The 22,811-nt window shown below is 69.4% G+C and carries 20 protein-coding genes; 5 read left to right on the top strand and 15 right to left on the bottom strand.

Translation table 11 applies throughout. The features are described from left to right. Window positions 1-14 precede the first annotated feature (14 nt). The 3 genes from KVT44_RS41710 to KVT44_RS41700 all read left to right on the top strand — a co-directional run bounded on the left by KVT44_RS41710 (window position 15) and on the right by KVT44_RS41700 (window position 3,038). Window positions 15-824, top strand: coding sequence for a thioredoxin domain-containing protein (locus tag KVT44_RS41710; protein ID WP_099925733.1), 810 nt, complete (start codon window positions 15-17; stop codon window positions 822-824). A 92-nt stretch (window positions 825-916) separates the two neighbouring features. After that, window positions 917-2,587 carry an alkaline phosphatase gene (locus KVT44_RS41705; RefSeq protein WP_217573073.1) on the top strand — a complete coding sequence of 557 codons (1,671 nt, stop codon included), beginning with the start codon at window positions 917-919 and terminating at the stop codon, window positions 2,585-2,587. Window positions 2,588-2,684: 97 nt separating this feature from the next. Beyond that, the gene (locus KVT44_RS41700) at window positions 2,685-3,038 is read left to right on the top strand and encodes a hypothetical protein (protein WP_060902091.1); all 354 of its coding nucleotides are present in this window, start codon (window positions 2,685-2,687) and stop codon (window positions 3,036-3,038) included. Between the two features lie 124 nt (window positions 3,039-3,162). Here the strand turns inward: KVT44_RS41700 and KVT44_RS41695 are convergent, their stop codons facing one another. Then, entirely contained in the window at window positions 3,163-3,732 is a 570-nt protein-coding gene (locus KVT44_RS41695; RefSeq protein ID WP_217573071.1) for a dienelactone hydrolase family protein, read from the bottom strand. A gap of 99 nt (window positions 3,733-3,831) precedes the next feature. Between KVT44_RS41695 and KVT44_RS41690 the strand changes: the two genes are divergently transcribed. After that, window positions 3,832-4,983 carry a mechanosensitive ion channel family protein gene (locus KVT44_RS41690; RefSeq protein WP_190170182.1) on the top strand — a complete coding sequence of 384 codons (1,152 nt, stop codon included), beginning with the start codon at window positions 3,832-3,834 and terminating at the stop codon, window positions 4,981-4,983. Window positions 4,984-5,154: 171 nt separating this feature from the next. On the opposite strand, the gene KVT44_RS41685 is transcribed toward KVT44_RS41690, so the two are convergent. From KVT44_RS41685 to KVT44_RS41665, 5 genes are all read right to left on the bottom strand, one after another. Then, entirely contained in the window at window positions 5,155-6,741 is a 1,587-nt protein-coding gene (locus KVT44_RS41685) for a Na+/H+ antiporter (RefSeq protein WP_217573069.1), read from the bottom strand. 107 nt (window positions 6,742-6,848) lie between these two features. Beyond that, complete coding sequence (locus KVT44_RS41680; protein ID WP_308314251.1) at window positions 6,849-7,358, bottom strand: GNAT family N-acetyltransferase; 510 nt, start codon at window positions 7,356-7,358, stop codon at window positions 6,849-6,851. Next, window positions 7,355-8,299, bottom strand: a complete 945-nt coding sequence (locus tag KVT44_RS41675) for an RluA family pseudouridine synthase (RefSeq protein ID WP_097226191.1) — start codon at window positions 8,297-8,299, stop codon at window positions 7,355-7,357. Before KVT44_RS41675 ends, KVT44_RS41680 begins: the two co-directional genes overlap by 4 nt. Window positions 8,300-8,434: 135 nt before the next feature. After that, window positions 8,435-9,031, bottom strand: coding sequence for a signal peptidase II (lspA, locus tag KVT44_RS41670; RefSeq protein ID WP_054231480.1), 597 nt, complete (start codon window positions 9,029-9,031; stop codon window positions 8,435-8,437). 92 nt (window positions 9,032-9,123) lie between these two features. Beyond that, on the bottom strand, window positions 9,124-10,068 hold the full coding sequence (locus KVT44_RS41665) for a TraR/DksA C4-type zinc finger protein (RefSeq protein ID WP_217573067.1): 945 nt from the start codon (window positions 10,066-10,068) through the stop codon (window positions 9,124-9,126). A gap of 630 nt (window positions 10,069-10,698) precedes the next feature. Between KVT44_RS41665 and ileS the strand changes: the two genes are divergently transcribed. After that, window positions 10,699-13,848, top strand: coding sequence for an isoleucine--tRNA ligase (gene ileS / locus KVT44_RS41660; RefSeq protein WP_217573065.1), 3,150 nt, complete (start codon window positions 10,699-10,701; stop codon window positions 13,846-13,848). Window positions 13,849-14,103: 255 nt separating this feature from the next. On the opposite strand, the gene KVT44_RS41655 is transcribed toward ileS, so the two are convergent. The 9 genes from KVT44_RS41655 to ftsW all read right to left on the bottom strand — a co-directional run bounded on the left by KVT44_RS41655 (window position 14,104) and on the right by ftsW (window position 22,713). Beyond that, on the bottom strand, window positions 14,104-15,354 hold the full coding sequence (locus KVT44_RS41655; RefSeq protein ID WP_217573062.1) for a DivIVA domain-containing protein: 1,251 nt from the start codon (window positions 15,352-15,354) through the stop codon (window positions 14,104-14,106). 46 nt (window positions 15,355-15,400) lie between these two features. Continuing rightward, window positions 15,401-15,685, bottom strand: a complete 285-nt coding sequence (locus tag KVT44_RS41650; protein WP_075026383.1) for a YggT family protein — start codon at window positions 15,683-15,685, stop codon at window positions 15,401-15,403. Between the two features lie 51 nt (window positions 15,686-15,736). Next, window positions 15,737-16,378, bottom strand: a complete 642-nt coding sequence (sepF, locus tag KVT44_RS41645) for a cell division protein SepF (protein ID WP_054231485.1) — start codon at window positions 16,376-16,378, stop codon at window positions 15,737-15,739. Between the two features lie 129 nt (window positions 16,379-16,507). Then, entirely contained in the window at window positions 16,508-17,227 is a 720-nt protein-coding gene (locus KVT44_RS41640) for a YggS family pyridoxal phosphate-dependent enzyme (protein WP_099923130.1), read from the bottom strand. 6 nt (window positions 17,228-17,233) lie between these two features. After that, a complete protein-coding gene (pgeF, locus tag KVT44_RS41635; protein WP_099923129.1) occupies window positions 17,234-17,941 on the bottom strand; it encodes a peptidoglycan editing factor PgeF in 708 nt (235 codons plus the stop codon). 26 nt (window positions 17,942-17,967) lie between these two features. Next, the gene (ftsZ, locus tag KVT44_RS41630) at window positions 17,968-19,161 is read right to left on the bottom strand and encodes a cell division protein FtsZ (protein WP_067363745.1); all 1,194 of its coding nucleotides are present in this window, start codon (window positions 19,159-19,161) and stop codon (window positions 17,968-17,970) included. Window positions 19,162-19,436: 275 nt separating this feature from the next. Continuing rightward, entirely contained in the window at window positions 19,437-20,222 is a 786-nt protein-coding gene (locus KVT44_RS41625) for a cell division protein FtsQ/DivIB (protein WP_099923127.1), read from the bottom strand. A gap of 25 nt (window positions 20,223-20,247) precedes the next feature. Continuing rightward, a complete protein-coding gene (gene murG, locus KVT44_RS41620; RefSeq protein WP_054231490.1) occupies window positions 20,248-21,339 on the bottom strand; it encodes an undecaprenyldiphospho-muramoylpentapeptide beta-N-acetylglucosaminyltransferase in 1,092 nt (363 codons plus the stop codon). 6 nt (window positions 21,340-21,345) lie between these two features. Then, window positions 21,346-22,713 carry a putative lipid II flippase FtsW gene (gene ftsW, locus KVT44_RS41615; RefSeq protein ID WP_099923126.1) on the bottom strand — a complete coding sequence of 456 codons (1,368 nt, stop codon included), beginning with the start codon at window positions 22,711-22,713 and terminating at the stop codon, window positions 21,346-21,348. Window positions 22,714-22,811 lie beyond the last annotated feature (98 nt).

Here is a 22,811-nt window from a genome sequence, read left to right as displayed (position 1 = left end):
TGGAGATCACCAACATGAGCAAGCGAAACAGCCAGGCGGCGAAGACGGCGGCCCGCGAGAAGCTGCGCCTCGAGCGCGAGCGCCAGGCCAAGCGCGACAAGGTCAAGCGCCAGGCCATCGTGGCCGGCTCCATCGTCGCCGTCCTCGCGATAGCCGGCGGCGTCGGCTACGCGGTCGTGCAGAACAACAAGCCGAGCTACTGGGCGGGCCTGAAGGACGCCAAGGTCGTCGCCCCGGCCAACACCACCGGCACCAAGGGCACCACCGTCGTCATCGGCAAGAGCACCGCCAAGAAGACCCTCAAGGTCTACGAGGACCCGCGCTGCCCGGTCTGCGCCCAGTTCGAGCAGACCGTCGGCTCGACCGTGAAGAAGGACATCGACGACGGCAAGTTCAAGTTCCAGTACGTCGGTGCCACGTTCATCGACGACAAGGACAACGGCCAGGGCTCCAAGAACGCGCTGAGCGCCCTGGGCGCCGCGCTGAACGTCAGCTCCGAGGCGTTCCTCGAGTACAAGACCGCGCTGTACTCGACGAAGTGGCACCCGGACGAGACGACCGACAAGTTCAAGGACGACGCCTACCTCCTCAAGGTCGCCGACACCGTTCCCGCGCTGAAGGGCAACACCGCGTTCCAGAACGCGGTGAAGAAGGGCACCTACGACGCCTGGGCGATGGCCATGTCGAAGACCTTCGACGACAACAAGGAGGGCGTGACCGGCACCCCGGGCTTCGTCATGGACGGCAAGCAGCTCAACGGCGGCACCCCGCTCCTGACGGTGGCCGACTTCGACAAGGTGGTGGACGCGGCTCTCAAGGGCTGACGCCGACGGGGAATCCGGCCTCCGCGTGAAGAGCGGGCGAACTTTCGAGGTTCGCCCGCTCTCGCACGTACCGATCAGTAACCTGTTCGGTCGTGACCAGTCGATACAGATCATCCGAGGGGTCCCAGGGCCTCAACTCTCCCTCGCCGCGCCGCCGTACGGTCGTCAAGGCCGCGGCGGCGACCGCTGTCCTGGCCGGCCCGCTCGCCGCCGCCCTGCCGGCCCGCGCCGCCACGGACGCCCCCGCCTTCCTGCACGGCGTCGCCTCCGGCGACCCGCTCCCGGACGGCATCCTGCTGTGGACCCGGGTGACGCCCACCTCCGCGGCGATACCCGGCTCCGGCGTCGGCCCCGACACCGAAGTCAGCTGGACCGTCGCCAAGGACAAGGCGTTCGCCACGATCGTCTCCAAGGGCTCCCTCACCGCGACGGCCGCCTCCGACCACACCGTGAAGGCGGACATCCGCGGCCTGGAACCGGCCACGGACTACTGGTTCCGCTTCTCCGCGGGCGGCACCGACTCGCCCGTCGCCCGCACACGTACCGCCCCGGCCGCCAACGCCGCCGTGGCGGGCCTGCGCTTCGGCGTCGTCACCTGTGCCAACTGGGAGGCGGGCTACTTCTCGTCGTACCGCCATCTCGCGGCCCGGGGCGACCTGGACGCCTGGCTGCATCTCGGGGACTACATCTACGAGTACAAGTCCGGCGAGTACGCGGCGCGCGGCACGGTCGTGCGGCCGCACTCCCCCGCGAACGAGATCATCACCCTCGCCGACTACCGCACCCGGCACGGCAGGTACAAGACCGACCCGGACCTCCAGGCCCTGCACCACAAGGCGCCGGTCGTGGCGATCTGGGACGACCACGAGTTCGCCGACAACGCCTGGTCCGGCGGCGCGGTCAACCACACCGAGGGCGCCGAGGGCACCTGGACGGCACGTCAGGCCGCCGCGAAGCAGGCCTACTTCGAGTGGATGCCGGTTCGCCCGGCGATCGAGGGCACCACCTACCGCCGGCTGCGCTTCGGCAAGCTCGCCGACCTCTCCCTGCTCGACCTGCGGTCCTTCCGCTCCCAGCAGGCGTCCACGGCCAGCGGCACGGTCGACGACCCGAACCGTACGATCACGGGCCGGGCTCAACTCGACTGGCTGAAGGCCGGGCTGAAGGCGTCCGACACCACCTGGCGGCTGGTCGGCAACTCGGTGATGATCGCGCCGTTCGTCATCGGCTCGCTCACCGCCGACCTGCTCAAGCCGCTCGCCAAGCTGCTGGACCTGCCGCAGGACGGCATCGGCGTCAACACCGACCAGTGGGACGGCTACACCGACGACCGCCGTGAACTCCTCGCCCATCTGCGCTCGAACGCGATCGGCAACACGGTGTTCCTCACCGGCGACATCCACATGTCCTGGGCCAACGACGTACCGGTGGACGCCGGGACGTACCCGCTGTCCGCGTCGGCCGCCACCGAGTTCGTGATCACCTCGGTGACCTCCGACAACCTCGACGACATCGTGAAGGTCCCCGAGGGCACGGTCTCCGCGATCGCCGCCCCGCTCATCCAGATCGCCAACCGGCACGTCCACTGGGTCGACACCGACCGCCACGGATACGGCGTCCTGGACATCACCGCCGACCGCGCGCAGATGGACTACTACGTCCTGTCCGACCGCACGAACGCCAACGCGACCTCGTCCTGGGCTCGTTCGTACCGCACGCGCACCGGCACCCAGAAGGTCGAGCGCACCTACGACCCGGTGTAGAAAACAATTCCGGGCGTGGAGAAGATCTTGATAGCGTCGGGCGCATTGTCGGATCGTCATATTGACGGTCCGTCAGTTCCACCACGATTGGAGTCACATGGCCACCCCCCAAAGTGTCCTGACGAAGACCGCAGTGCTCGGCGCCGCCCTGGCCCTCGCCGGACTCACCGCCACATCCGCCGAGGCACAGGAAGCCACGGCGGCAGCGGCACCGGCGTTCGTCAACCTGACCACGGCGGAAAGCTCTCCCATATACGCCCAGCCCACTTCCTCGTCGACGAGGTACCGCACGGAGCCGCGGGGCACGACCCTGCGGATCCAGTGCTCGACCACCAAGACCCCCTCGGGGGAACGGTGGTTCAGGATCTACGACTCCCAGCCGACGTCCTGGGTGTGGTCCGGTCACTTCCCGTCGCAGGTGCACCCGCCCAAGGAGTGCTTCCCGGGCTAGGTTCGCCGACGTTCCACAACGCCGGTAGTCGCAGTTGACCGAAGGTGAACAGGCAGGCCCGGGTCATCCAACAGATGACCCGGGCCCGTCTGTTGGAAGCCTGTCTCCCCGGTGCGGCGGACCGCTACAGCGAGTCGAGGAAGCCGAGCGCCACCCGCCAGGTGGCCTCGGCGGCCTCCCCGTCGTAGTCGGGCAGGTCGGGGTCGGTGTACAGGTGCCCGGCACCCGCGTACCGGTAGATCTCCACGTCCGCACCCGCCCGCTGCATCTGCAGGTACCAGGCGCTCAGCCAGTCGTCCGTCTCGAACGGGTCCGGCTCCGCGACGTGCAGCTGGACCGGCAGCTCGTCCACCGACGCGCTCTCGGCGATGTCCGACGTGCCGTGCAGGAGCAGCAGCCCAAGGGCCTTCTCGTCGCCGAGCGCCAGGGTCTGCGCGATGGAGGCGCCGAGCGAGAACCCCGCGTACACCAGGCCGCGCTCGGAGTAGGGAGCGGCGGCCAGGACGGCGCGTCTGAGCAGCTCCTCCTTGCCGATCCCGTCGTTGAAGGCCATGCCCTCCTCCACGGTCTCGAAGGTGCGGCCCTCGAAGAGGTCCGGCGTCCACACCTCGTGCTCCGCGGCACGCAGCCGGTCGGCCGCCGCGCGCACCGCGGGCCGGAGCCCGTAGGTCGAGTGAAAGAGCATGATGTTCATGCGCTCCATGGTGCCAGCCAGGACCGACAGCCCCGGATCGAGGCCCAGGGACCAGGGCGACATGTTCAGGGCGGCCCCAAGCCGGTTACGGTCTCAGGCATGGAGAACGTACTGCGTCCCCTGATCGTCGTCGGTGGCTCGGTCGTGCTCACGCTGCTCATCGGATGGGCCGTGGACCGCGTACTGCGCAAGGCCGACGCCCGACACCAAGAGACCTCCCTGTGGGGCCTGCTGCGCCGCGCACGGGTCCCCTTCCAGCTCGTGCTGTTCGCCGCCCTGCTACGCGGCTCGTACGACCAGGCGAAGTTGCTCGTGGAACACCGGGTCGGCGTCGGCCGCACCCTGACCCTGATCCTCATCGGGTCCGCCGCGTGGCTCGTGATCCGCATCGCCACGGCGATCGTCGAGACCTCCTACACCCGCTATGCGAACGCCCACCGCGACCCGGCGCGGGTCCGCCGGGTGCGCACGCAAGTGACGCTGATCCAACGGGTGGTGTCCGCGATCGTCGCCGTGGTGGCCGTCGCCTCGATGCTGCTCACCTTCCCCGCGATGCGCGCGGCCGGTGCCTCGCTGCTGGCCTCGGCCGGCATCCTCGGCATCGTCGCCGGTGTCGCCGCCCAGTCCACGCTGGCGAACCTCTTCGCCGGGCTGCAGATCGCCTTCGGCGACATGGTGCGCCTCGGTGACACGGTCGTGGTGGACGGCGAGTGGGGCACCGTCGAGGAGATCACACTGACGTTCCTGACGGTACGCACCTGGGACGAGCGCCGGATCACGATGCCGGTCTCGTACTTCACTTCCAAGCCCTTCGAGAACTGGTCCCGCGGCACCCCCCAGATGACCGGCATCGTCTTCTTCCACGTCGATCACTCGGCACCCGTCGAGGCGATGCGCGAGCAGCTCCGCGACATCCTGCGCGAGTGCCCGGCCTGGGACGGCCGCGACTACGGCCTCGCCGTCACCGACTCCACCCCCAACACCATGCAGGTGCGCGCCCTGGTGACCGCGAAGGACGCGGACGACATCTGGACGGTACGGGTCACGGTGCGCGAGCGCATGATCCGCTGGCTCACCGACGTACACCCCTACGCCCTCCCCCGCGTCAACACGTCCGAGGCGATCCTGCCCGCGGGCTGGCCCAACGGCCGCCCCCACCGCCCGGACCACGACGACACCGACGGCGCGATAACCGCCCCCACGACCCCCCACACCCCCGACCCCCCACGAACGGGCCCAGGCCGAGTCTGACCACCCCGGGGCCCCACCCTCCGCACCGCCCGCACCCTCCGCACCGCCCGCAGGCCGCGCAGAGTATCCGTATGCCTCTCCCCCGCAGCCGCCGACGGCGAATCACCCCCACAAGCGAACGTCACTTGTCAGCGGGCTGGAAACGGGCGGTGCGCGGGCGGGAGAACACCCTCAACGCAAACTACGTACGTCCAGGTGCCGCAGCACCCGGTCCACGATCTCCGGATCCGCCCCCGGCTCACTCCGCGCCGACAACACCTCATGCCGCGCAGCGCTCAACATCTCCCCCTGAATCCGCCGCAACCGCTTCACCCGTCGAGCCCGCTGCTCATACGCCTCCCGCCGCTCCTCGTCCCCCAGATCCGGACTGATCCGCGTCCCGATGTCGAAGGCCCGCCGAATCAGCTGCTCGGACAACTCCTCCGGCAGCTCCTCCACCTCCTCGATCTCCTTGAGCCTCCGCTTCGCCGCCTTCGCCGCCCGAACCGCCAGCTCCTTCTCGAACGCCTTCTCGACATCCTCGTCGGCCCGCACCCCGAGCCTGCGCACCAGCCACGGCAGCGTGAGCCCCTGGAGCACCAGCGTCGCCATGATCACCCCGAACGCGATGAAGATGATCTCGTCCCGGTCGGGAAACGGCGACCCATCGTCCATCTTCAGCGGAATGGCCAGCGCGAGGGCCACGGACGCGACCCCCCGCATCCCCGACCACCACATGATCACGGTCTCCCGCCACGAGGTCGGAATCTCCTCGTCGTAGTCCCGTTTCGCATGCAGCCGTTTCGTCAGCCACGTCGCCGGCATCAGATACGCCAGCCGTACGAACACCACGACGGCGACGATCGCGGCGGCCCAGCCCAGCATCTCGCCCCACCGCCCCGACGCCGTCCTGATCGCGTTGTGCAGCTCGAGCCCGATCAGCCCGAACGCGACCCCGGTGACCAGCGTGTCCACCACGTCCCAGAACGTGTACCCGGCGAGCCGCGTCATGACGTCGTCGGCATCAGTGGCGTACTCCGCGAGGAACAGCGCGGTGGTGAGCACGGCGAGCACCCCCGACCCGTGCAGCTCCTCCGCCAGGACGTACGACGCGAAGGGCACCAGCAGGGTCATCCCGATCTGCAGCGTGGCGTCACCGAGCAGTGACATCAGCTTGTTCGCCGCCCACCCCAGCGCCAGCCCGATGGCGACCGCGACCACGGCGGACAGCACGAGATCGAGCCCGGCCCGCCACGGCGAGAAGGTGCCGCTCACCGCGGCGGCGATCGCGACGTGGTAGAGCACGATGGCCGTCACGTCGTTGAAGAGCCCCTCGCCCTCCAGGATCGACACCAGTCGGCGGGGCAGCCCGAGTTGCCCCGCGACGGCCGTCGCGGCGACCGGGTCGGGCGGCGCCACCAGCGCGCCCAGGGCGACGGCGGCGGCGATCGGCAGCCCCGGCACGATGGCGCCGGCCACGAAGGCCACGGCCGCCGTGGTGACGAACACCAGCGCCACGGCGAGCAGGAAGATCGGCCGTTTGTTGGCGGTGAACTGTCTCCACGAGGTGCGTCGCACCGAGGCGTACAGCAGTGGAGGCAACAGCAGGGGCAGGATCAGGTCCGGCGGGACGTCCACGTTGGGCACGAAGTCCAGCACGGCCAGCACGATCCCGAGGAGCGTCATCAGCACGGGCGCCGGCAGCCCGAACCGGTCCCCCACCGGGACGCTCACCACGGCCCCGAGCATCAGCACGAACAACAGGGCCAACTGATCCACGGTCAGCGCTCCGGCAAGGTCTAGGCGATCAAGGAAGAGCCAGACCTCAAGCGTGCCACGCGCCTACGACAATGCCCTCCCGCAGCCCGCGTGCGACGAACCCCGTCTCACAGAGCCTTGCGCATCGACCGGTGGTCGATCCCGGCGTCGAGGAACTCCTCGCCGTACGCCACGTACCCGAGCCGCTCGTAGAACCCCATCGCCTGTGTCTGCGCGTGCAGGTCCACCGCGGCGAGCCCACACGCGCGTGCCGCGTCCTCGATGGCCCGTACGAGGGCCACGCCGACGCCGAGCCCGCGCGCCGCCTTCGTCACGGCGAGCCGGCCGAGCGAGCCGACCGTCAGGTCGCCGTCGGTCTTCGCGGCGGCCTCCGGGCCGTACAGGAGCCGCCCGGTGCCCAGCGGCACCCCGTCCTCGCGGATCGCCAGCACATGCAGGGCACCGGCGTCGTACGCGTCGTACTCGATGTCCTCGGGGACGCCCTGTTCGCCGACGAAGACCTCCTTGCGCACCCCGAAGCACGCCTCACGGTCCGCGGCGTCCTCGGCCACCCGCACCACGTAGGAGCCGCCCCGCGCCACGTAGGACCCGTCCCGCGCCTCGTGCGAGCCGCTCACGCGTAGCTCTCCTCACGCACCTTGTCGAGTGCCTTCTGCAGGTCCTCGGGGTAGTCGCTCTCGAACTCCGCCCACTGCCCGTCCCCGGGGTGCTCGAAGCCGAGCCGCACCGCGTGCAGCCACTGCCGGGTCAGACCGAGCCGCTTGGCGATCGTCGGGTCCGCGCCGTAGGTCAGGTCGCCCACGCAGGGGTGGCGGTGGGCCGCCATATGGACACGGATCTGATGGGTGCGGCCGGTCTCCAGCTTGATGTCGAGCAGGCTGGCCGCCCGGAACGCCTCGATCAGGTCGTAGTGCGTGACGGACGGCTTGCCCTCGGCCGTCACCGCCCACTTGTAGTCGTGGTTCGGGTGCCGGCCGATGGGCGCGTCGATGGTGCCGCTCATCGGGTCGGGGTGCCCCTGGACCAGCGCGTTGTACCGCTTGTCGACCGTGCGTTCCTTGAACTGCCGCTTCAGTGAGGTGTACGCGCGCTCCGACTTGGCCACGACCATCAGACCGGAGGTGCCGACGTCCAGCCGGTGCACGATGCCCTGCCGCTCGGCGGCACCCGAGGTCGAGATCCGGTACCCGGCCGCCGCGAGGCCGCCGATCACCGTCGGACCGCTCCAGCCGGGGCTCGGGTGCGCGGCCACACCGACCGGCTTGATGATCACGACGATGTCGTCGTCGTCGTGCACGATCTCCATGCCCTCGACGGGCTCGGCGACGATCTGCACGGGGGCGGGAGCCTGCGGCATCTCCACTTCCAGCCAGGCGCCGCCGTGCACCCGCTCGGACTTTCCGACCACCGAGCCGTCGACCGTGACCTTCCCCGCCGCGGCGAGCTCGGCGGCCTTCGTGCGGGAGAAGCCGAACATGCGGGAGATGGCGGCGTCGACGCGCTCGCCCTCCAAGCCGTCGGGCACGGGCAGGTTGCGGATCTCGGGAATGGTGCTCACCCGTCGAGTATGCCGGACGGGTCGGACACCGCCGGACCATCGCCCGAACAGCAGTGCCCGTGGACCTGCCTCCAGACGTCCTTCCAGACGTCCCGTACGCCACTCCGTGCGGGTCGATCAGCCCTGATGGACCGATCAGTCCTTGTGGACCGTGCCGTCCGGGTCGAGCCCGCGGAAGGACAGCAGCACGATCAGGATGCCGCCGCAGACGATCGCCGAGTCGGCCAGGTTGAAGACCGCGAAGTGCTTGGGCGCGATGAAGTCCACGACCGCGCCCTCGAAGATCCCGGGCGAGCGGAAGATCCGGTCGGTCAGGTTGCCGAGCGCACCGCCCAGCAGCAGACCGAGCGCGATCGCCCAGGGCAGGCTGTAGAGCTTGCGCGCGAGCCGCGCGATCACCACGATCACGGCCGCGGCGATCACCGTGAAGATGATCGTGAACGCCTCGCCGAAGCCGAAGGCCGCTCCCGCGTTGCGGATCGCCTCGAACCTCAGCCAGTCACCGATGATCTGGATCGGCGCGTGGTGCTCCAGCTTCGCGACCACGATCAGCTTGCTGACCAGGTCCAGGGCGTACGCCAGGGCGGCGACCGTGAACAGGACGGCGATCCTGCGCCTGCCCCTGGGCTCCTCGGCCGGGGCCCCGGTCCCTTCCACGCCGGACTGCTCCGGCTCGGCGCCCCCCGCTCCTGGGGTATCCGGCGTACCGATGATGCGCTCCGCCTCTGCCACGTGAGTGAGTCCCTCGACCTAGGTGCCTGACTGAGGACGAGGGTACGGCACACCCCTCGGCGCCCACGTGCGCAGGAGCCCTCCCGCGCGAATCAGTAGCGGCGTTCCTGCTTCTGCTTGCACTCGACGCACAGGGTGGCTCGCGGGAAGGCCTGCATCCGCGCCTTGCCGATGGGATCGCCGCAGTTCTCGCAGAGCCCGTAGGTGCCCGCGTCGAGCCGCTCCAGCGCTCGCTCGGTCTGCTCCAGCATCTCGCGCGCGTTGGCCGCAAGGGCCATCTCGTGCTCGCGTGTGATGTTCTTCGTGCCGGTGTCCGCCTGATCGTCGCCCGCGCCGTCGCCGGAGTCGCGCATCAGGCCCGCGATCGACTCTTCGGACGACGAGATCTCGGTGCTCAGCCGCAGCGCCTCGGACTCGAGTTCGGCGCGCGCCTCCGCGACCTCCTCCGGGGTCCAGGGGTCCTCACCGGGGCGTACCGCGAGCTCGCCGGGCTCCACCGCGGCGATCCGCGCCTTGGGGACAGCGGTGGGGTTCTGCGCCGCCGTGGCCGTGCCAGGAGTCTTCTTCGCAACCACCGTCGTGGCTCCCGTCGTCTTCGCGGCCTTGGCCGCGCCTTCGGCCGCGGAAGCGACCGACTTCTTCGCCGTACTGGTGCTTTTCCTTGCCGTGCCGCTGCTCTTCCTGGCCACGCTCTTCCCGTCGGCCTTCTTGGCCACCGCCTTCCGGGCGACCGCTTCCTTGGTCACCTCTTCCTTGGCCACGGATTTCTTGGCGACCGCTTTCTTGGCGACCGCCTTCTTGGTGGCTCCCTTCGTAGCGGCCGCTTTACCGGTGGCCACCGCCTTCTTGCCGACAGCGGCTTTCGTGGCCGTCTTGGTGGCCGGCTTCGTGGCGGTCTTCGTGGCGGTGTTCACCGGATTGGCCGCGTCCGCCACGGGCGCCACCGACGCGCTCTTCTTCCCACCTACGTCCTTGACCGCCGGACCCGTGGATCTGCCGGACGCCGACTGCTGTACGGCGGTCTTCTTCGCCACCATGGCCGCGGCCCCTTCACATATTGTGATTTTGCGCGCAAATCGTGCTGGGACGATAAATCGACTTCTGGTCCACGGCAACCGGGCGCACCAACGTTTCGTCCGCCCCGCGGGTCCCTCGCGAGGAACCTGCATGCGTTGTGCCCAGCTCCCCGCCGGGTAATCCGCCAGGTCCGGCGTCCCAGGATCCGGACGCCCGTGCCTCGCCGTTCGGGTCACCGCGCAGGCCGCGGCACCACCCCGGGCGGCCCCGGCGGCGTACCCCGGAAAACCGGTCGGCCGCTGTCCGCGCGGCGCCGTACACTGGGCGCAGCGAAAAGCATGGATGGGGACGAGTAGCGACGTACGCAGCCAGGAGCGACCCGGGGACGGTGGAAGCCCGGGGGCGAGCGCGACGCGAAGATCACCCCGGAGCCGCCGGAAGAAAGCCGCAGCGAGCGAGCAGCGGCCGGTAGAACCGGCATCGCGACCCCAATGAGGGGGCTCACTGGTGCACAGCACGCACTGGGGAGCCAAGGAGGGTGGTACCGCGGGAGCGCGCCGCGCACGGCGTCCGCAGCATCCAGGAGATGGCTGCTCAGGCTCTCGTCCCTCCGGACGGAAGGCAGAAAGTCCGCCGGAGGAAGCTCGCTGATGACAACGCCGACGTACCGCCAGGTGCCCGCCCAGGTCGACCTGCCCGCCCTCGAGCACGCCGTGCTCGACTTCTGGCGCGAGCAGAAGATCTTCGCCAAGAGCCTTGAGCAGTCCGAGGGCCACCCTGAGTGGGTGTTCTACGAGGGCCCGCCCACCGCGAACGGCATGCCGGGCGCCCACCACATCGAGGCGCGCGTCTTCAAGGACGTCTTCCCGCGCTTTCGCACCATGCGCGGTTATCACGTGGCCCGCAAGGCCGGCTGGGACTGCCACGGCCTCCCGGTCGAGCTCGCGGTGGAGAAGGAGCTCGGCTTCACCGGCAAGCAGGACATCGAGGCGTACGGCATCGCCGAGTTCAACGCCAAGTGCCGCGAGTCCGTGACCCGTCACACCGACGCGTTCACCGAGCTCACGAACCGCATGGGCTACTGGGTCGACCTGGACGACGCGTACCGCACGATGGACCCCGAGTACGTGGAGTCCGTGTGGTGGTCGCTCAAGGAGATCTTCAACAAGGGTCTGCTGGTCCAGGACTACCGCGTGGCCCCGTGGTGCCCGCGCGACGAGACGGGTCTGTCGGACCACGAGCTGGCGCAGGGCTACGAGACGGTCGTCGACCCGTCCGTGTACGTCCGTTTCCCGCTCACCTCCGGTCCGCTGGCCGGCCAGGCCTCGCTCCTGGTGTGGACGACGACCCCGTGGACGCTGGTCTCCAACACCGCGGTCGCCGCGCACCCCGAGGTCACCTACGTCGTCGCGACGAACGGCGAGGAGAAGTTCGTCGTCGCCGCGCCGCTCGTCGAGAAGGCGCTCGGCGAGGGCTGGGAGACCACCGGTGAGACCTTCACCGGCGCCGAGATGGAGCGCTGGACCTATCAACGTCCGTTCGAGCTGGTCGAGTTCCCCACGGACGTGGAAACCCACTACGTGGTCAACGCCGAGTACGTGACGACCGAGGACGGCACGGGTCTGGTCCACCAGTCTCCCGCCTTCGGCGAGGACGACCTCAAGGTCTGCCGGGCGTACGGACTGCCGGTGGTGAACCCCGTCCGCCCGAACGGCACCTTCGAGGAGAGCGTTCCGCTCGTCGGCGGTGTCTTCTTCAAGAAGGCGGACGAAAAGCTCACCGAGGACCTCCAGCAGCGCGGTCTGCTCTTCAAGCACATCCCTTACGAGCACAGCTACCCGCACTGCTGGCGCTGCCACACCGCGCTCCTCTACTACGCGCAGCCGTCCTGGTACATCCGCACCACGGCCATCAAGGACCGTCTCCTCCAGGAGAACGAGAAGACCAACTGGTTCCCGGAGTCCGTCAAGCACGGCCGCTTCGGCGACTGGCTGAACAACAACGTCGACTGGGCGCTGTCCCGCAGCCGCTATTGGGGCACCCCGCTCCCGTTGTGGCGCTGCGAGGAGGGCCATCTCACCTGTGTCGGCTCCCGCGCCGAGCTCTCCGAGCTGACGGGCACCGACCAGTCGAACCTGGACCCGCACCGCCCGTTCATCGACGAGGTCACCTTCGCGTGCCCGCAGGACGGCTGCGGGCGGACGGCGACCCGCGTGCCGGAGGTCATCGACGCCTGGTACGACTCGGGTTCGATGCCGTTCGCGCAGTGGGGCTACCCGTACAAGAACAAGGAGCTCTTCGAGAGCCGCTACCCGGCGCAGTTCATCTCCGAGGCCATCGACCAGACCCGCGGCTGGTTCTACACCCTCATGGCGGTCGGCACCCTCGTCTTCGACAAGTCGTCGTACGAGAACGTCGTGTGCCTGGGCCACATCCTCGCCGAGGACGGCCGCAAGATGTCCAAGCACCTGGGCAACATCCTGCAGCCGATCCCGCTGATGGATCAGCACGGCGCGGACGCGGTGCGCTGGTTCATGGCGGCCGGCGGCTCCCCCTGGGCGGCCCGCCGCGTCGGTCACGGCACCATCCAGGAGGTGGTGCGCAAGACGCTCCTGACCTACTGGAACACGGTCGCCTTCCAGGCCCTGTACGCCCGGACCTCCGACTGGGCCCCCTCCGAGGCCGATCCGGCTCCGGCCGACCGTCCGGTCCTCGACCGCTGGCTGCTGTCCGAGCTGCACGCGCTCACCGACCAGGTCACCCAGGCACTGGAGGCGTACGACACCCAGCGTGCCGGAAAGCTCCTCTCCGCGTTCGTCGACGACCTCTCGAACTGGTACGTGCGCCGCTCCCGCCGCCGCTTCTGGCAGGGCGACAAGGCCGCGCTGCGCACCCTGCACGAGGTCGTGGAGACGGTCACGCGGCTGATGGCCCCGCTGACCCCGTTCATCACCGAGCGGGTCTGGCAGGACGTGATCGTCCCCGTGACGCCGGGCGCCCCCGAGTCCGTACACCTGTCCTCGTGGCCGGAGGCGGACCTGTCCGCCATCGACCCGGAGCTGTCCAGGCAGATGGTCCTCGTCCGGCGCCTTGTGGAGCTGGGCCGCGCCACGCGCGCGGAGTCGGGCGTCAAGACGCGCCAGCCGCTGTCCCGCGCGCTGGTCGGGGCGATCGGCTTCGAGTCCCTCGACGGGGAGCTGCACGCGCAGATCACCGAAGAGCTGAACGTCACCTCTCTCGCCTCCCTCTCCGAGGTGGGCGGCTCGCTGGTCGACACCACGGCCAAGGCGAACTTCCGCGCGCTGGGCAAGCGCTTCGGCAAGGGCGTCCAGGCGGTCGCCAAGGTGATCGCCGAGACGGACGCGGCGGCCCTCTCCCTCGCCCTGCGCGAGGGCACCGCCTCGGTGGAGGTCGACGGCGAGACGGTGCCGCTGGCTGCGGACGAGGTCATCATCACGGAGACCCCCCGCGAGGGGTGGTCGGTGGCGTCCGACTCGGGTGCCACGGTCGCTCTGGACCTGGAGATCACCGAGGAGCTGCGGCAGGCGGGCCTCGCCCGTGACGCGATCCGGCTGATCCAGGAGGCCCGCAAGAACAGCGGCCTCGACGTGGCCGACCGGATCGCTCTGCGCTGGACGTCCACCGACCCGGCCGTCATCGCCGCCCTGGACGAGCACGCCGCGCTGATCGCCGACGAGGTCCTCGCCACCGACTTCGCCCAGGGCGAGGCCGACGACACCTACGGCGCCCCGTTCACCGACGAGGGCCTGTCCCTCACCTTCCGCCTCCGCAAGGCGTAGCCCCGGCCTCAGGGGCGCGGGGAACCGCGCGACCAGCCCCCACCCACCCGCAGCCGAAGAACGAAGGCCGGGGCCCACCAAAGATCTTGGTGGGCCCCGGCCTTCGGCGTTGCGTACCCCGTACAGATGCCCCAAGGAACCGCACGCCCGCCCGAAACTTCCACGCCCGAAACGGCACGGCAAAAGGGCGGAGCCCCGGAAAAATCCGGGGCTCCGCCCTGAACGCTGCCGACGCCTAAGGCGTACTCAAGGCCGTCAGTTGTCGTCCTCGTCGATGAGGAACCCACGCATCGGCGAGGGGGCCTGCTGCATCGGCGACGGCCCCTGGAGCCGCACCGGAGCCATCGGCTGGGTCATGGCCGGCGACATCTGCTGCTGCCCGCCGTAGGAGGGCGCCGCCGGTGCCGGGGCACCGCCCATGCCCTGACCGCCGTACGACGGCGCACTCGCGCCGGCCGGAGCCATCGAGGGCGCGGAGGGCGACGGCAGGGAGGCCGTGGCCGGAGTGCGCGGCGGGGCGAGCGAGTCGTCCGCCTGCGTCTCCAGCTGGCGCAGCTGCGACTCCAGGTAGGACTTCAGACGCGTACGGTACTCGCGCTCGAAGCCACGCAGGTCCTCGACCTTGCGCTCCAGCGTGGCGCGGGCGGACTCCAGGGAGCCCATCGCGACACGGTGCTTCTCCTGCGCGTCCCGCTCCAGCGCGTCGGCCTTGGCACGGGCGTCGCGCTCGAGACCCTCGGCGCGGCTGCGGGCCTCGCCGACGATCTTGTTGGCCTCGGAGCGGGCCTCGGCGATCGCCTGGTCGGCGGTCTGCTGAGCCAGCGAGAGGACACGCGCGGCGCTGTCGCCACCGGGGCCCTGCTGCGGCATCTGCGGGCCGTGACCGCCCATGGGGCCACCCATGGGTCCGCCCATCGGGCCACCCATCTGCTGCTGCATCTGGGGCTGCATCTGGCCCGGCATCTGCTGCTGCATCTGCTGGCCGGGACCCTGGCCCATCGGACCCTGGCCCATCTGCCCTTGACCCATCGGACCCTGGCCCATGGGGCCCTGGCCCATCTGGCCCTGACCCATGGGGCCCTGGCCCATCGGACCCTGACCCATGGGGCCCTGGCCCTGCTGGCCGCCCTGGGCACTGGGGCCCGCGGGCAGCTGCGGCGCACCGCTCGGCAGCTGGGGCGGCCCACCCATGGGGCCACCCATCTGCTGCTGCGGCGGGCCCGATATGCCGGCGGGTACGGGGGCGCCGGGACCTCGCATGCCCTGCGGCGGGCCCTGCTGGTCCTGCTGCTCGGGCGGCTTGCGCATGCCCTGCTGCTGGTTCTGCGCAGCCGCGCGCGTGGCCGCCGCCAGTTTGGCGCGCAGGTCCTCGTTCTCGCGGAGCAGTCGCGTCAGTTCGGCTTCGACCTCGTCGAGGAAGGCATCGACCTCGTCCTCGTCATAGCCTTCTCGGAGGCGGACGGTCGTGAACTGCTTGTTCCGCACGTCCTCGGGGGTCAACGGCATCTCTTCACCTCAACGTAGTCGTCGGCATTCGGCAAGACCGTATCGTTCACAGCCGGCTCACGACGGAGATCAGGATGTAGACGATGATCATCAGTACGAAGAAGGACAGGTCGAGCGCCACGCCCCCGAGACGCAGCGGCGGAATGAACCGCCGCAGAAGCTTGAGCGGTGGATCGGTGACAGTGTAGGTGGCCTCGAGAACGACCACCATCGCCTTGCCGGGTTGCCATGAGCGGGCGAACTGGAAGACGTAGTCCATGACCAACCGGAAAATCAACACGACGAGGAAACACGTCAGCGCGACGTAGAGAACCTGCCCGACCACGCTCATGATCCGCGCTTTCCTCTCCCCTGTTTCCGTACCTTGATCCGGTCCTGCGTCTCAGCTCTGGTTGAAGAACCCGCCCTCTGCGATGCGGGCCTTGTCCTCCGCCGTGACATCGACGTTAGCAGGCGACAACAGGAACACCTTCTGCGTCACCCGCTCGATGCTGCCGTGGAGACCAAACACCAAACCGGCCGCAAAGTCGACAAGTCGCTTCGCATCTGTGTCATCCATCTCAGTCAGATTCATGATCACCGGGGTGCCCTCACGGAAGTGTTCCCCGATGGTACGGGCCTCGTTGTAGGTCCGCGGGTGAAGCGTGGTGATCCGGTACGGCTCTCGTTCCGACACGACCTTGGGCATGATCACCGGTGCGTTCTTCTCCAGGCTTGCGCGTTCTTGTGTGATGGATGCCACGGGCGCGATCCGCGCCGGACGGCTGGATTCCGCAGTGAGCGAAGCGGAATGCGGCACCGGATCGCGAGGCGCCGGAGGCTGCACCATTCGTACCGATTCATCCCGTTGGGACTGATGTGCCTGATGCGACTGGTGGGGCGGCTCGTGCCGCCGCCGGTCACGCTCGGGCTCCGGGTCGAGCTCGGGCTCGAACTCGTCATCGGGGTCGAAACCCCTGCCGTCGTACCCATCGTCCTCCACGAGGCCGAGGTAGACCGCCATCTTGCGCATCGCGCCGGCCATGCTCTGAGTCCTCCGCTCTGTGGTGGATCGGCTGACGAATTGCCAAGTGCCCGCGATCCACGAGGTCGTTATGCCCGCCAGTGGCGGTAATGACCATATTTTCTGCTGTGGTCCGACTTCTTGGCGACGTTACCCGAGCCCGGGTCGGACTCCGAGTACCGCCGTACCGACGCGTACATGTGTCGCTCCGGCCGCCACGGCCTGCTCGAGGTCCGCACTCATCCCTGCAGACACCATGTTCGCAGCCGGATGCGTGCGGCGCATAGCAGTCGACAAATCCATCAGCCGCTCGAACGCCGCTTGTTGGCGCCCGGCGTACTCCCCGGTGAGCGGTGCGACGGTCATCAGTCCGTCGAGTCGGAGCCCGGGTGCCCCGGCGACGAGGTCGGCCAACTCTTCGATTCCGCCGACTCCGACACCTCCCCGCTCACCCCGGCCGCTCTCCTGCGCGTCCAGCGCGACCTGGATGAGGCAGCCCACCTCGCGCTCCACCCGCACCGCTTCCTTCGACAGGGCCGTGACAAGCCGGGCACGGTCCACGGACTGCACCACATCCGCGTAACCGACCACAGAACGCACCTTGTTGGTCTGCAACTGGCCGACAAAATGCCACGAGAGGGGCAGATCCGAGCAAGCCGCGGCCTTGGGCGCCGCGTCCTGGTCCCGGTTCTCGGCGACGTTGCGCACCCCGAGTTCCGACAGGATCCGCACATCGCCGGCGGGGTAGGTCTTGGTGACCACGATCAGGGTCACCTCTTCACGCTTGCGCCCGGCGGCCACACAGGCCGCCGTGATGCGCTCTTCCACTTTCGCCAGATTTCCGGCGAGTTGAGCCTTACGTTCCGTCATGCCCCATCAGTCCAGCCAGACATAGCCCGCGAGCCGCCCGGTCGTGCGGTCCCGTCGGTACGAGAAGTGGTCGTCCGACTCCAGCGTGCACACCGGCGACTGCGCCCGGTCGCACACCCCGAGCCGTTCCAGCTGCGCGTGCACTCCGGCGGTCACATCGACCGCGGGAGTGCCCCAACTGGTCTCGGCGTACGCCGCCGGCTCGATGGCGGCGACTTCGGCGCGCATCTCGTCCGGCACTTCGTAGCACCGGCCGCAGACCGCGGGCCCGGTGCGGGCGACGATCCGCTCGGGCTCGGCGCCGAGCTCCACCATGGCCCGTACGGCGGCGGGGACGACCCCGGCGACCATGCCGGGCCGTCCCGCGTGGGCGGCGGCCGCGATCCCGGCGACCGGGTCGGCCAGCAGGACCGGCGTGCAGTCGGCGGTGAGGACGGCGAGGGCGAGCCCGCGCCGCGCGGTCACGATCGCGTCGACGGACGGGATCTCCGCGGAGAGCCACGGTCCGTCGACCACCGCCACGTCCGGCCCGTGCACCTGGTTCATCCAGACGACCAGGGCCGGGTCCAGTCCGAGCGACTTGGCGGCCAGTTCACGATTGGTCCGTACGGCGTCGGGGTCGTCGCCGACCGCTCCGCCGAGGTTGAGCTCCTCGAACGGAACGGCGCTCACCCCGCCCCACCGGTCGGTGAAGGCGAAGTGCGCGCCGCTCACGGTGCTCGTTTCGGAGCGATGTCCTATCACTTCAGGAAGTCCGGCACGTCCAGCTCCTCGGCCGCGCTGTCCGAGTAGGCGCGGGACGGCGGGACCGGCGGAGCGACCTGGACCTCGTTGACCGGCTCCGGGGTGGGCTCCGGGGCCTCCTTCGGCGTGACGCTGCCGAGCGAGCCGAAGGACGGACGGCTCTCGGCGGCCCGTACCGGCGCGGGCTCCTCGCGCTGCTTGGCGGAGGTGGAGCCGAGGATGTTGTCCCGCTTGGCCGGCGGCTGGCCGCCGTCGAAGCCGGCGGCGATCACGGTGACCCGCACCTCGTCGCCGAGCGCGTCGTCGATGACCGCGCCGAAGATGATGTTGGCCTCGGGGTGTGCGGCTTCGCTGACCAGCTGGGCGGCCTCGTTGATCTCGAACAGGCCGAGGTCGGAGCCGCCGGAGATGGAGAGCAGGACGCCGCGTGCGCCGTCGATGGAGGCTTCCAGGAGCGGCGAGGAGATCGCCATCTCGGCCGCCGCCACGGCGCGGTCGTCGCCGCGGGCCGAGCCGATACCCATGAGCGCGGAACCCGCCTCGGACATCACGGACTTCACGTCGGCGAAGTCGAGGTTGATCAGACCGGGCGTGGTGATGAGGTCGGTGATGCCCTGAACACCGGACAGCAGGACCTGGTCCGCCGACTTGAAGGCGTCGAGGACGGAGACCTGGCGGTCCGAGATGGACAGCAGCCGGTCGTTCGGGATGACGATGAGGGTGTCGACCTCTTCGCGGAGTTCCGCGATGCCGTCCTCTGCCTGGTTGGCGCGACGCCGTCCTTCGAAGGTGAAGGGGCGGGTGACCACGCCGATGGTGAGCGCGCCGAGCGAGCGGGCGATGTTGGCCACGACGGGCGCGCCGCCGGTGCCGGTGCCGCCGCCTTCACCGGCCGTCACGAAGACCATGTCGGCCCCCTTGAGGACCTCCTCGATCTCCTCGCGATGGTCCTCTGCCGCCTTGCGGCCGACGGCCGGGTTGGCTCCGGCGCCGAGTCCGCGCGTGAGTTCGCGGCCGACGTCGAGCTTGACGTCGGCGTCGCTCATCAACAGAGCTTGCGCGTCCGTGTTGATGGCGATGAACTCGACGCCCTTGAGACCGACCTCGATCATCCGGTTGATGGCATTGACACCACCGCCGCCGACACCGATGACTTTGATGACTGCGAGGTAGTTCTGCGGTGCTGCCACGTCGAAGGCCTCTCGCCTCGAGTTACGTGTCGTCGCCTCGCACGCTCGCGATCCGACGACTGATGCCGAATGGGACGGTCCGAACGCCGACCCGAACCCTAACGCTGAAGTTTAGGGTTACCAGTGTGTCTGTTCCTTGGACTCTTCCGAACAGGACACTAAGTCGACAAGTGGCGCACGTTCAACGAACACGCCGAACCTCCCGTTTTTCTTTTCACCCTATGTGATCAGCCGTAGCGCTGCCCAACCAGGGTGCTGGCCTGCACTGATGTGCGTCAACTCCCCGATGAAGCAGGGGCGATGGGGGCACTCACATCGAAGTGCCGGGCCCCTGGAGCTGCTTTCATGAGAGCGGTGAGCGTCCTGGCCTTCGCGCGGCCCTTCTCGCCGCTCCCCCACTCGACGCTGCGTCCGCCGCTCAACTCCAGCGAGATCGAGTCGTACGAACGGACCTTGACGATCCGGGTGTCGCGACGGACGGCGGCCGGAATGTCCCCGGCCACCCCCACCGCCTCGCGCACCAGCCGGTCGACCGGGAAGCGGCGCAGAACGGCCGCCTTGGACACGGCCAATTCCAGTGCGGGCACACCCCTCGGGGCGGCCGAAACCGTCGCGAAACGCACACCCTTGGCGTCCACTTCGATGTACTTGCCGCCGTTTCCGGTGTTTTTGAGAATGAGCACCGGGGTGCGTTCGGTCACTTTCAGCCCGATTCCGTGCGGCCAGGAACGGACGACATCAACCGAGTCAATTCGGGGCAATTTCCGGCGCAATCGCGCCTCAACGGCGTCGGTATCGATGGAAATGAGCGGCGATCCGACCGACACGTCGGCCGCGTCACGCACTTGCTGGTCCGTCAGGACCCGCACCCCGGAGACCGAAACCTTCTCGGCCCGCAGCCACGGCGAGCCGTAGAGCAGCCAGAGCGCGGCTGCCGTCGCCAACACCACCGCGATCAAAAGGATGATGAGCATACGAAGGCGACGCAGCCGCCTGAGGCGGGGCGGGCCGGACTCCAACTTCTGCCGTTCACCGCGCTCGGCGGTCGTCGGTCCGGCCACGCTCCCTGCCTTCCCTCATGCGGTCCTAGCGGTGGCGAGAGGCGATCGCCTCGTACACCATGCCGACGAGCAGGTCGTCGGCGTCCCGGCGACCGAACTCGCTGGCGGCGCGGGACATCTCGTACAGCCGGTGCGGGTCGGCGAGCACGGGCAGCACATTCTGCTGGACCCACGCAGGCGTGAGTTCCGCGTCGTCGACAAGGAGCCCGCCACCGGCCTTGACCACCGGCTGGGCGTTCAGTCGCTGTTCGCCGTTGCCGATGGGCAGCGGGACGTAGGCGGCCGGCAGCCCGACGGCGGAGAGTTCGGCGACGGTCATCGCGCCCGCGCGGCAGAGCATCATGTCGGCCGCGGCGTACGCGAGGTCCATCCGGTCCACGTACGGTACCGGGATGTACGGGGGCATTCCCGGCATCTGGTGGACCTGCGGCAGTTCGTTCTTCGGGCCGACCGCGTGCAGGATCTGGATACCGGCCTGCTGGAGGTAGGGAGCCGCCTGCTGGACGACCTCGTTGAGGCGCCGTGCGCCCTGCGAACCGCCGGAAACCAGCAAGGTCGGCAGCGAGGGGTCGAGACCGAACGCGGCGCGCGCCTCGGGGCGTACGGCGGCCCGGTCGAGGGTGGCGATCGAGCGGCGCAGCGGGATGCCGATGTAGCGGGCGCCCCGCAGCTTGTTGTCCGGGGTCGAGACGGCGACCTGCGCCGCGTACCGGGAACCGATCTTGTTGGCGAGGCCCGGCCGGGCATTGGCCTCGTGGATCACGATCGGCACGCCGAGGCGCTTGGCCGCGAGGTAGGCGGGCAGCGCCACATAGCCACCGAAGCCGACGACCGCGTCCGCCTTGGTGCGCTCCAGGACCTGCTCGGCCGCCTTGATCGTGCCGCGCAGCCGCCCCGGGACGGTGATCAGCTCGGGTGTGGGCTTGCGGGGCAGCGGAACGGCGGGGATCAGCGCGAGTTCGTAGCCCCGCTCCGGTACGAGCCGGGTCTCAAGTCCGCGTTCCGTGCCCAGGGCCGTGATCCCCACGGTCGGGTCCTGCCTGCGCAGGGCGTCCGCGAGGGCGAGCGCGGGCTCGATGTGGCCGGCGGTCCCCCCGCCGGCGAGTACGACATGCACCGAAATTCACCGCTCTCCGGACGAACGCGCCGCCGAGGCACGCCGTCGCATCGTGTTCCATCTCCGAGGCCCCGCGGCCCCCACGGAGCCTCTCACCGCAGCACGCTTTCTACCAAAGCGGGGTTGCCGCATCGCAAGCGCCGCCCGCGCAGCGGGCTCGTCGCGTGCGAAGGCGATCAGCAGCCCGATGGCGAACATGGTCGGCAGCAGGGCGGACCCTCCGTAGGAGAACAGCGGGAGCGGGACTCCGGCGATCGGCAGCAGACCGAGCACCGCACCGACGTTGATCACGGCCTGGGCCGTGATCCAGGTGGTCACGCCTCCCGCGGCATACCTCACGAAGGGGTCCTCCGTGCGTCCGGCCACGCGGATACCCGCATAGCCTAGAGCCGCGAAGAGGGCGAGCACCGACAGCGTCCCCGCGAGGCCCAGCTCCTCCCCGGTGATGGCGAAGATGAAGTCGGTGTGCGCTTCAGGGAGTTGTCCCCATTTTTCCACACTGGCGCCGAGGCCGGAACCGAACAGTCCGCCGGAGGCCAGCGCATAGATGCCGTGTACGGCCTGCCAGCAGGTGTCGTTCGGGCCGGGTTCGGTGGCGCCGATGCAGGCGAGCCGGGACATCCGGTTGGGGCTCGTCTTGATCAGGATGAAACCGATGGTCAAGGCGACCGCCAGCACGCCGCCGAACAGCCGCGTGGGCGCCCCGGCCAGCCACAGCAGTCCGAAGAGGATGGCGGTGAGGATGATCGCCGTGCCCATGTCGCCGCCGAGCATGATCAGCCCGAGCAGCAGGAAGGTGCCCGGGACGAGCGGCACCAGCATGTGCTTCCACTGCGTGAGCATGCCCTTGTCCTGCTTGCGGGCGAGCAGGTCGGCGCCCCACAGTACGAGCGCGAGCTTGCCGAACTCGCTGGGCTGGATCTGGAACGAGCCGCCGAGGGAGATCCAGTTCTGGTTGCCGTTGACCGCCATCCCTATCCCCGGGACCTGCACGAGGATCATCAGGAAGACCGCGCCGGCCAGGATCGGATACGCCAGCGCCCGGTGCAGTTTCACCGGTACCCGCATGGCGATCAGGAGCAGCACGGTGCCGATGGAGGCGGCGAGGAACTGTTTGCGGAAGAAGAACGACCCCGGCAGCGACAGCTGCAGCGCCGTGATCATCGAGGCCGAGTAGACCATCACGAGGCCCAGCACGGTGATCAACAGGCTGCTGCCGAAGATCAGATAGTACGCGGTGAGCGGACGGTCCCAGGCCTTGCGGGCGCGCAGGACGAGCAGGCGCAGAGGGTTGTCGCGCGGGGGACGGGGGCGTCCGGCGGGGCGCCGTGGGGCACGCTGGACGGGGGGACGGCCAGTACGGCTACTGACCATCACCGGCTCCGTCCGCCATGCCCCGGGAGGGCGTCCCACAGGGCGATGGGGATCCCCACAATGGCGTCACGCGTCCCTCCCAAGGGTCCCGGGCGCGC

Origin of the sequence: Streptomyces sp. GbtcB7 (assembly GCF_019091445.1) — a bacterium.
GTDB lineage: Bacteria > Actinomycetota > Actinomycetes > Streptomycetales > Streptomycetaceae > Streptomyces > Streptomyces mirabilis.
This window is presented reverse-complemented; position numbering and strand designations above follow the sequence as displayed.

Excerpts from the sequence above, each read along its gene's own strand:
- sepF (WP_054231485.1), bottom strand. The coding sequence starts at position 16,378 with ATGGCCGGCGCGATGCGCAAGATGGCGGTCTACCTCGGCCTCGTGGAG.
- KVT44_RS41655 (WP_217573062.1), bottom strand. The coding sequence starts at position 15,354 with ATGCCGTTGACCCCCGAGGACGTGCGGAACAAGCAGTTCACGACCGTC.
- KVT44_RS41640 (WP_099923130.1), bottom strand. The coding sequence starts at position 17,227 with ATGACGGAACGTAAGGCTCAACTCGCCGGAAATCTGGCGAAAGTGGAA.
- KVT44_RS41665 (WP_217573067.1), bottom strand. The coding sequence starts at position 10,068 with ATGGTGGCGAAGAAGACCGCCGTACAGCAGTCGGCGTCCGGCAGATCC.
- KVT44_RS41650 (WP_075026383.1), bottom strand. The coding sequence starts at position 15,685 with ATGAGCGTGGTCGGGCAGGTTCTCTACGTCGCGCTGACGTGTTTCCTC.
- KVT44_RS41700 (WP_060902091.1), top strand. The coding sequence starts at position 2,685 with ATGGCCACCCCCCAAAGTGTCCTGACGAAGACCGCAGTGCTCGGCGCC.
- ftsW (WP_099923126.1), bottom strand. The coding sequence starts at position 22,713 with ATGGTCAGTAGCCGTACTGGCCGTCCCCCCGTCCAGCGTGCCCCACGG.
- KVT44_RS41695 (WP_217573071.1), bottom strand. The coding sequence starts at position 3,732 with ATGAACATCATGCTCTTTCACTCGACCTACGGGCTCCGGCCCGCGGTG.
- KVT44_RS41710 (WP_099925733.1), top strand. The coding sequence starts at position 15 with ATGAGCAAGCGAAACAGCCAGGCGGCGAAGACGGCGGCCCGCGAGAAG.
- ileS (WP_217573065.1), top strand. The coding sequence starts at position 10,699 with ATGACAACGCCGACGTACCGCCAGGTGCCCGCCCAGGTCGACCTGCCC.
- KVT44_RS41690 (WP_190170182.1), top strand. The coding sequence starts at position 3,832 with ATGGAGAACGTACTGCGTCCCCTGATCGTCGTCGGTGGCTCGGTCGTG.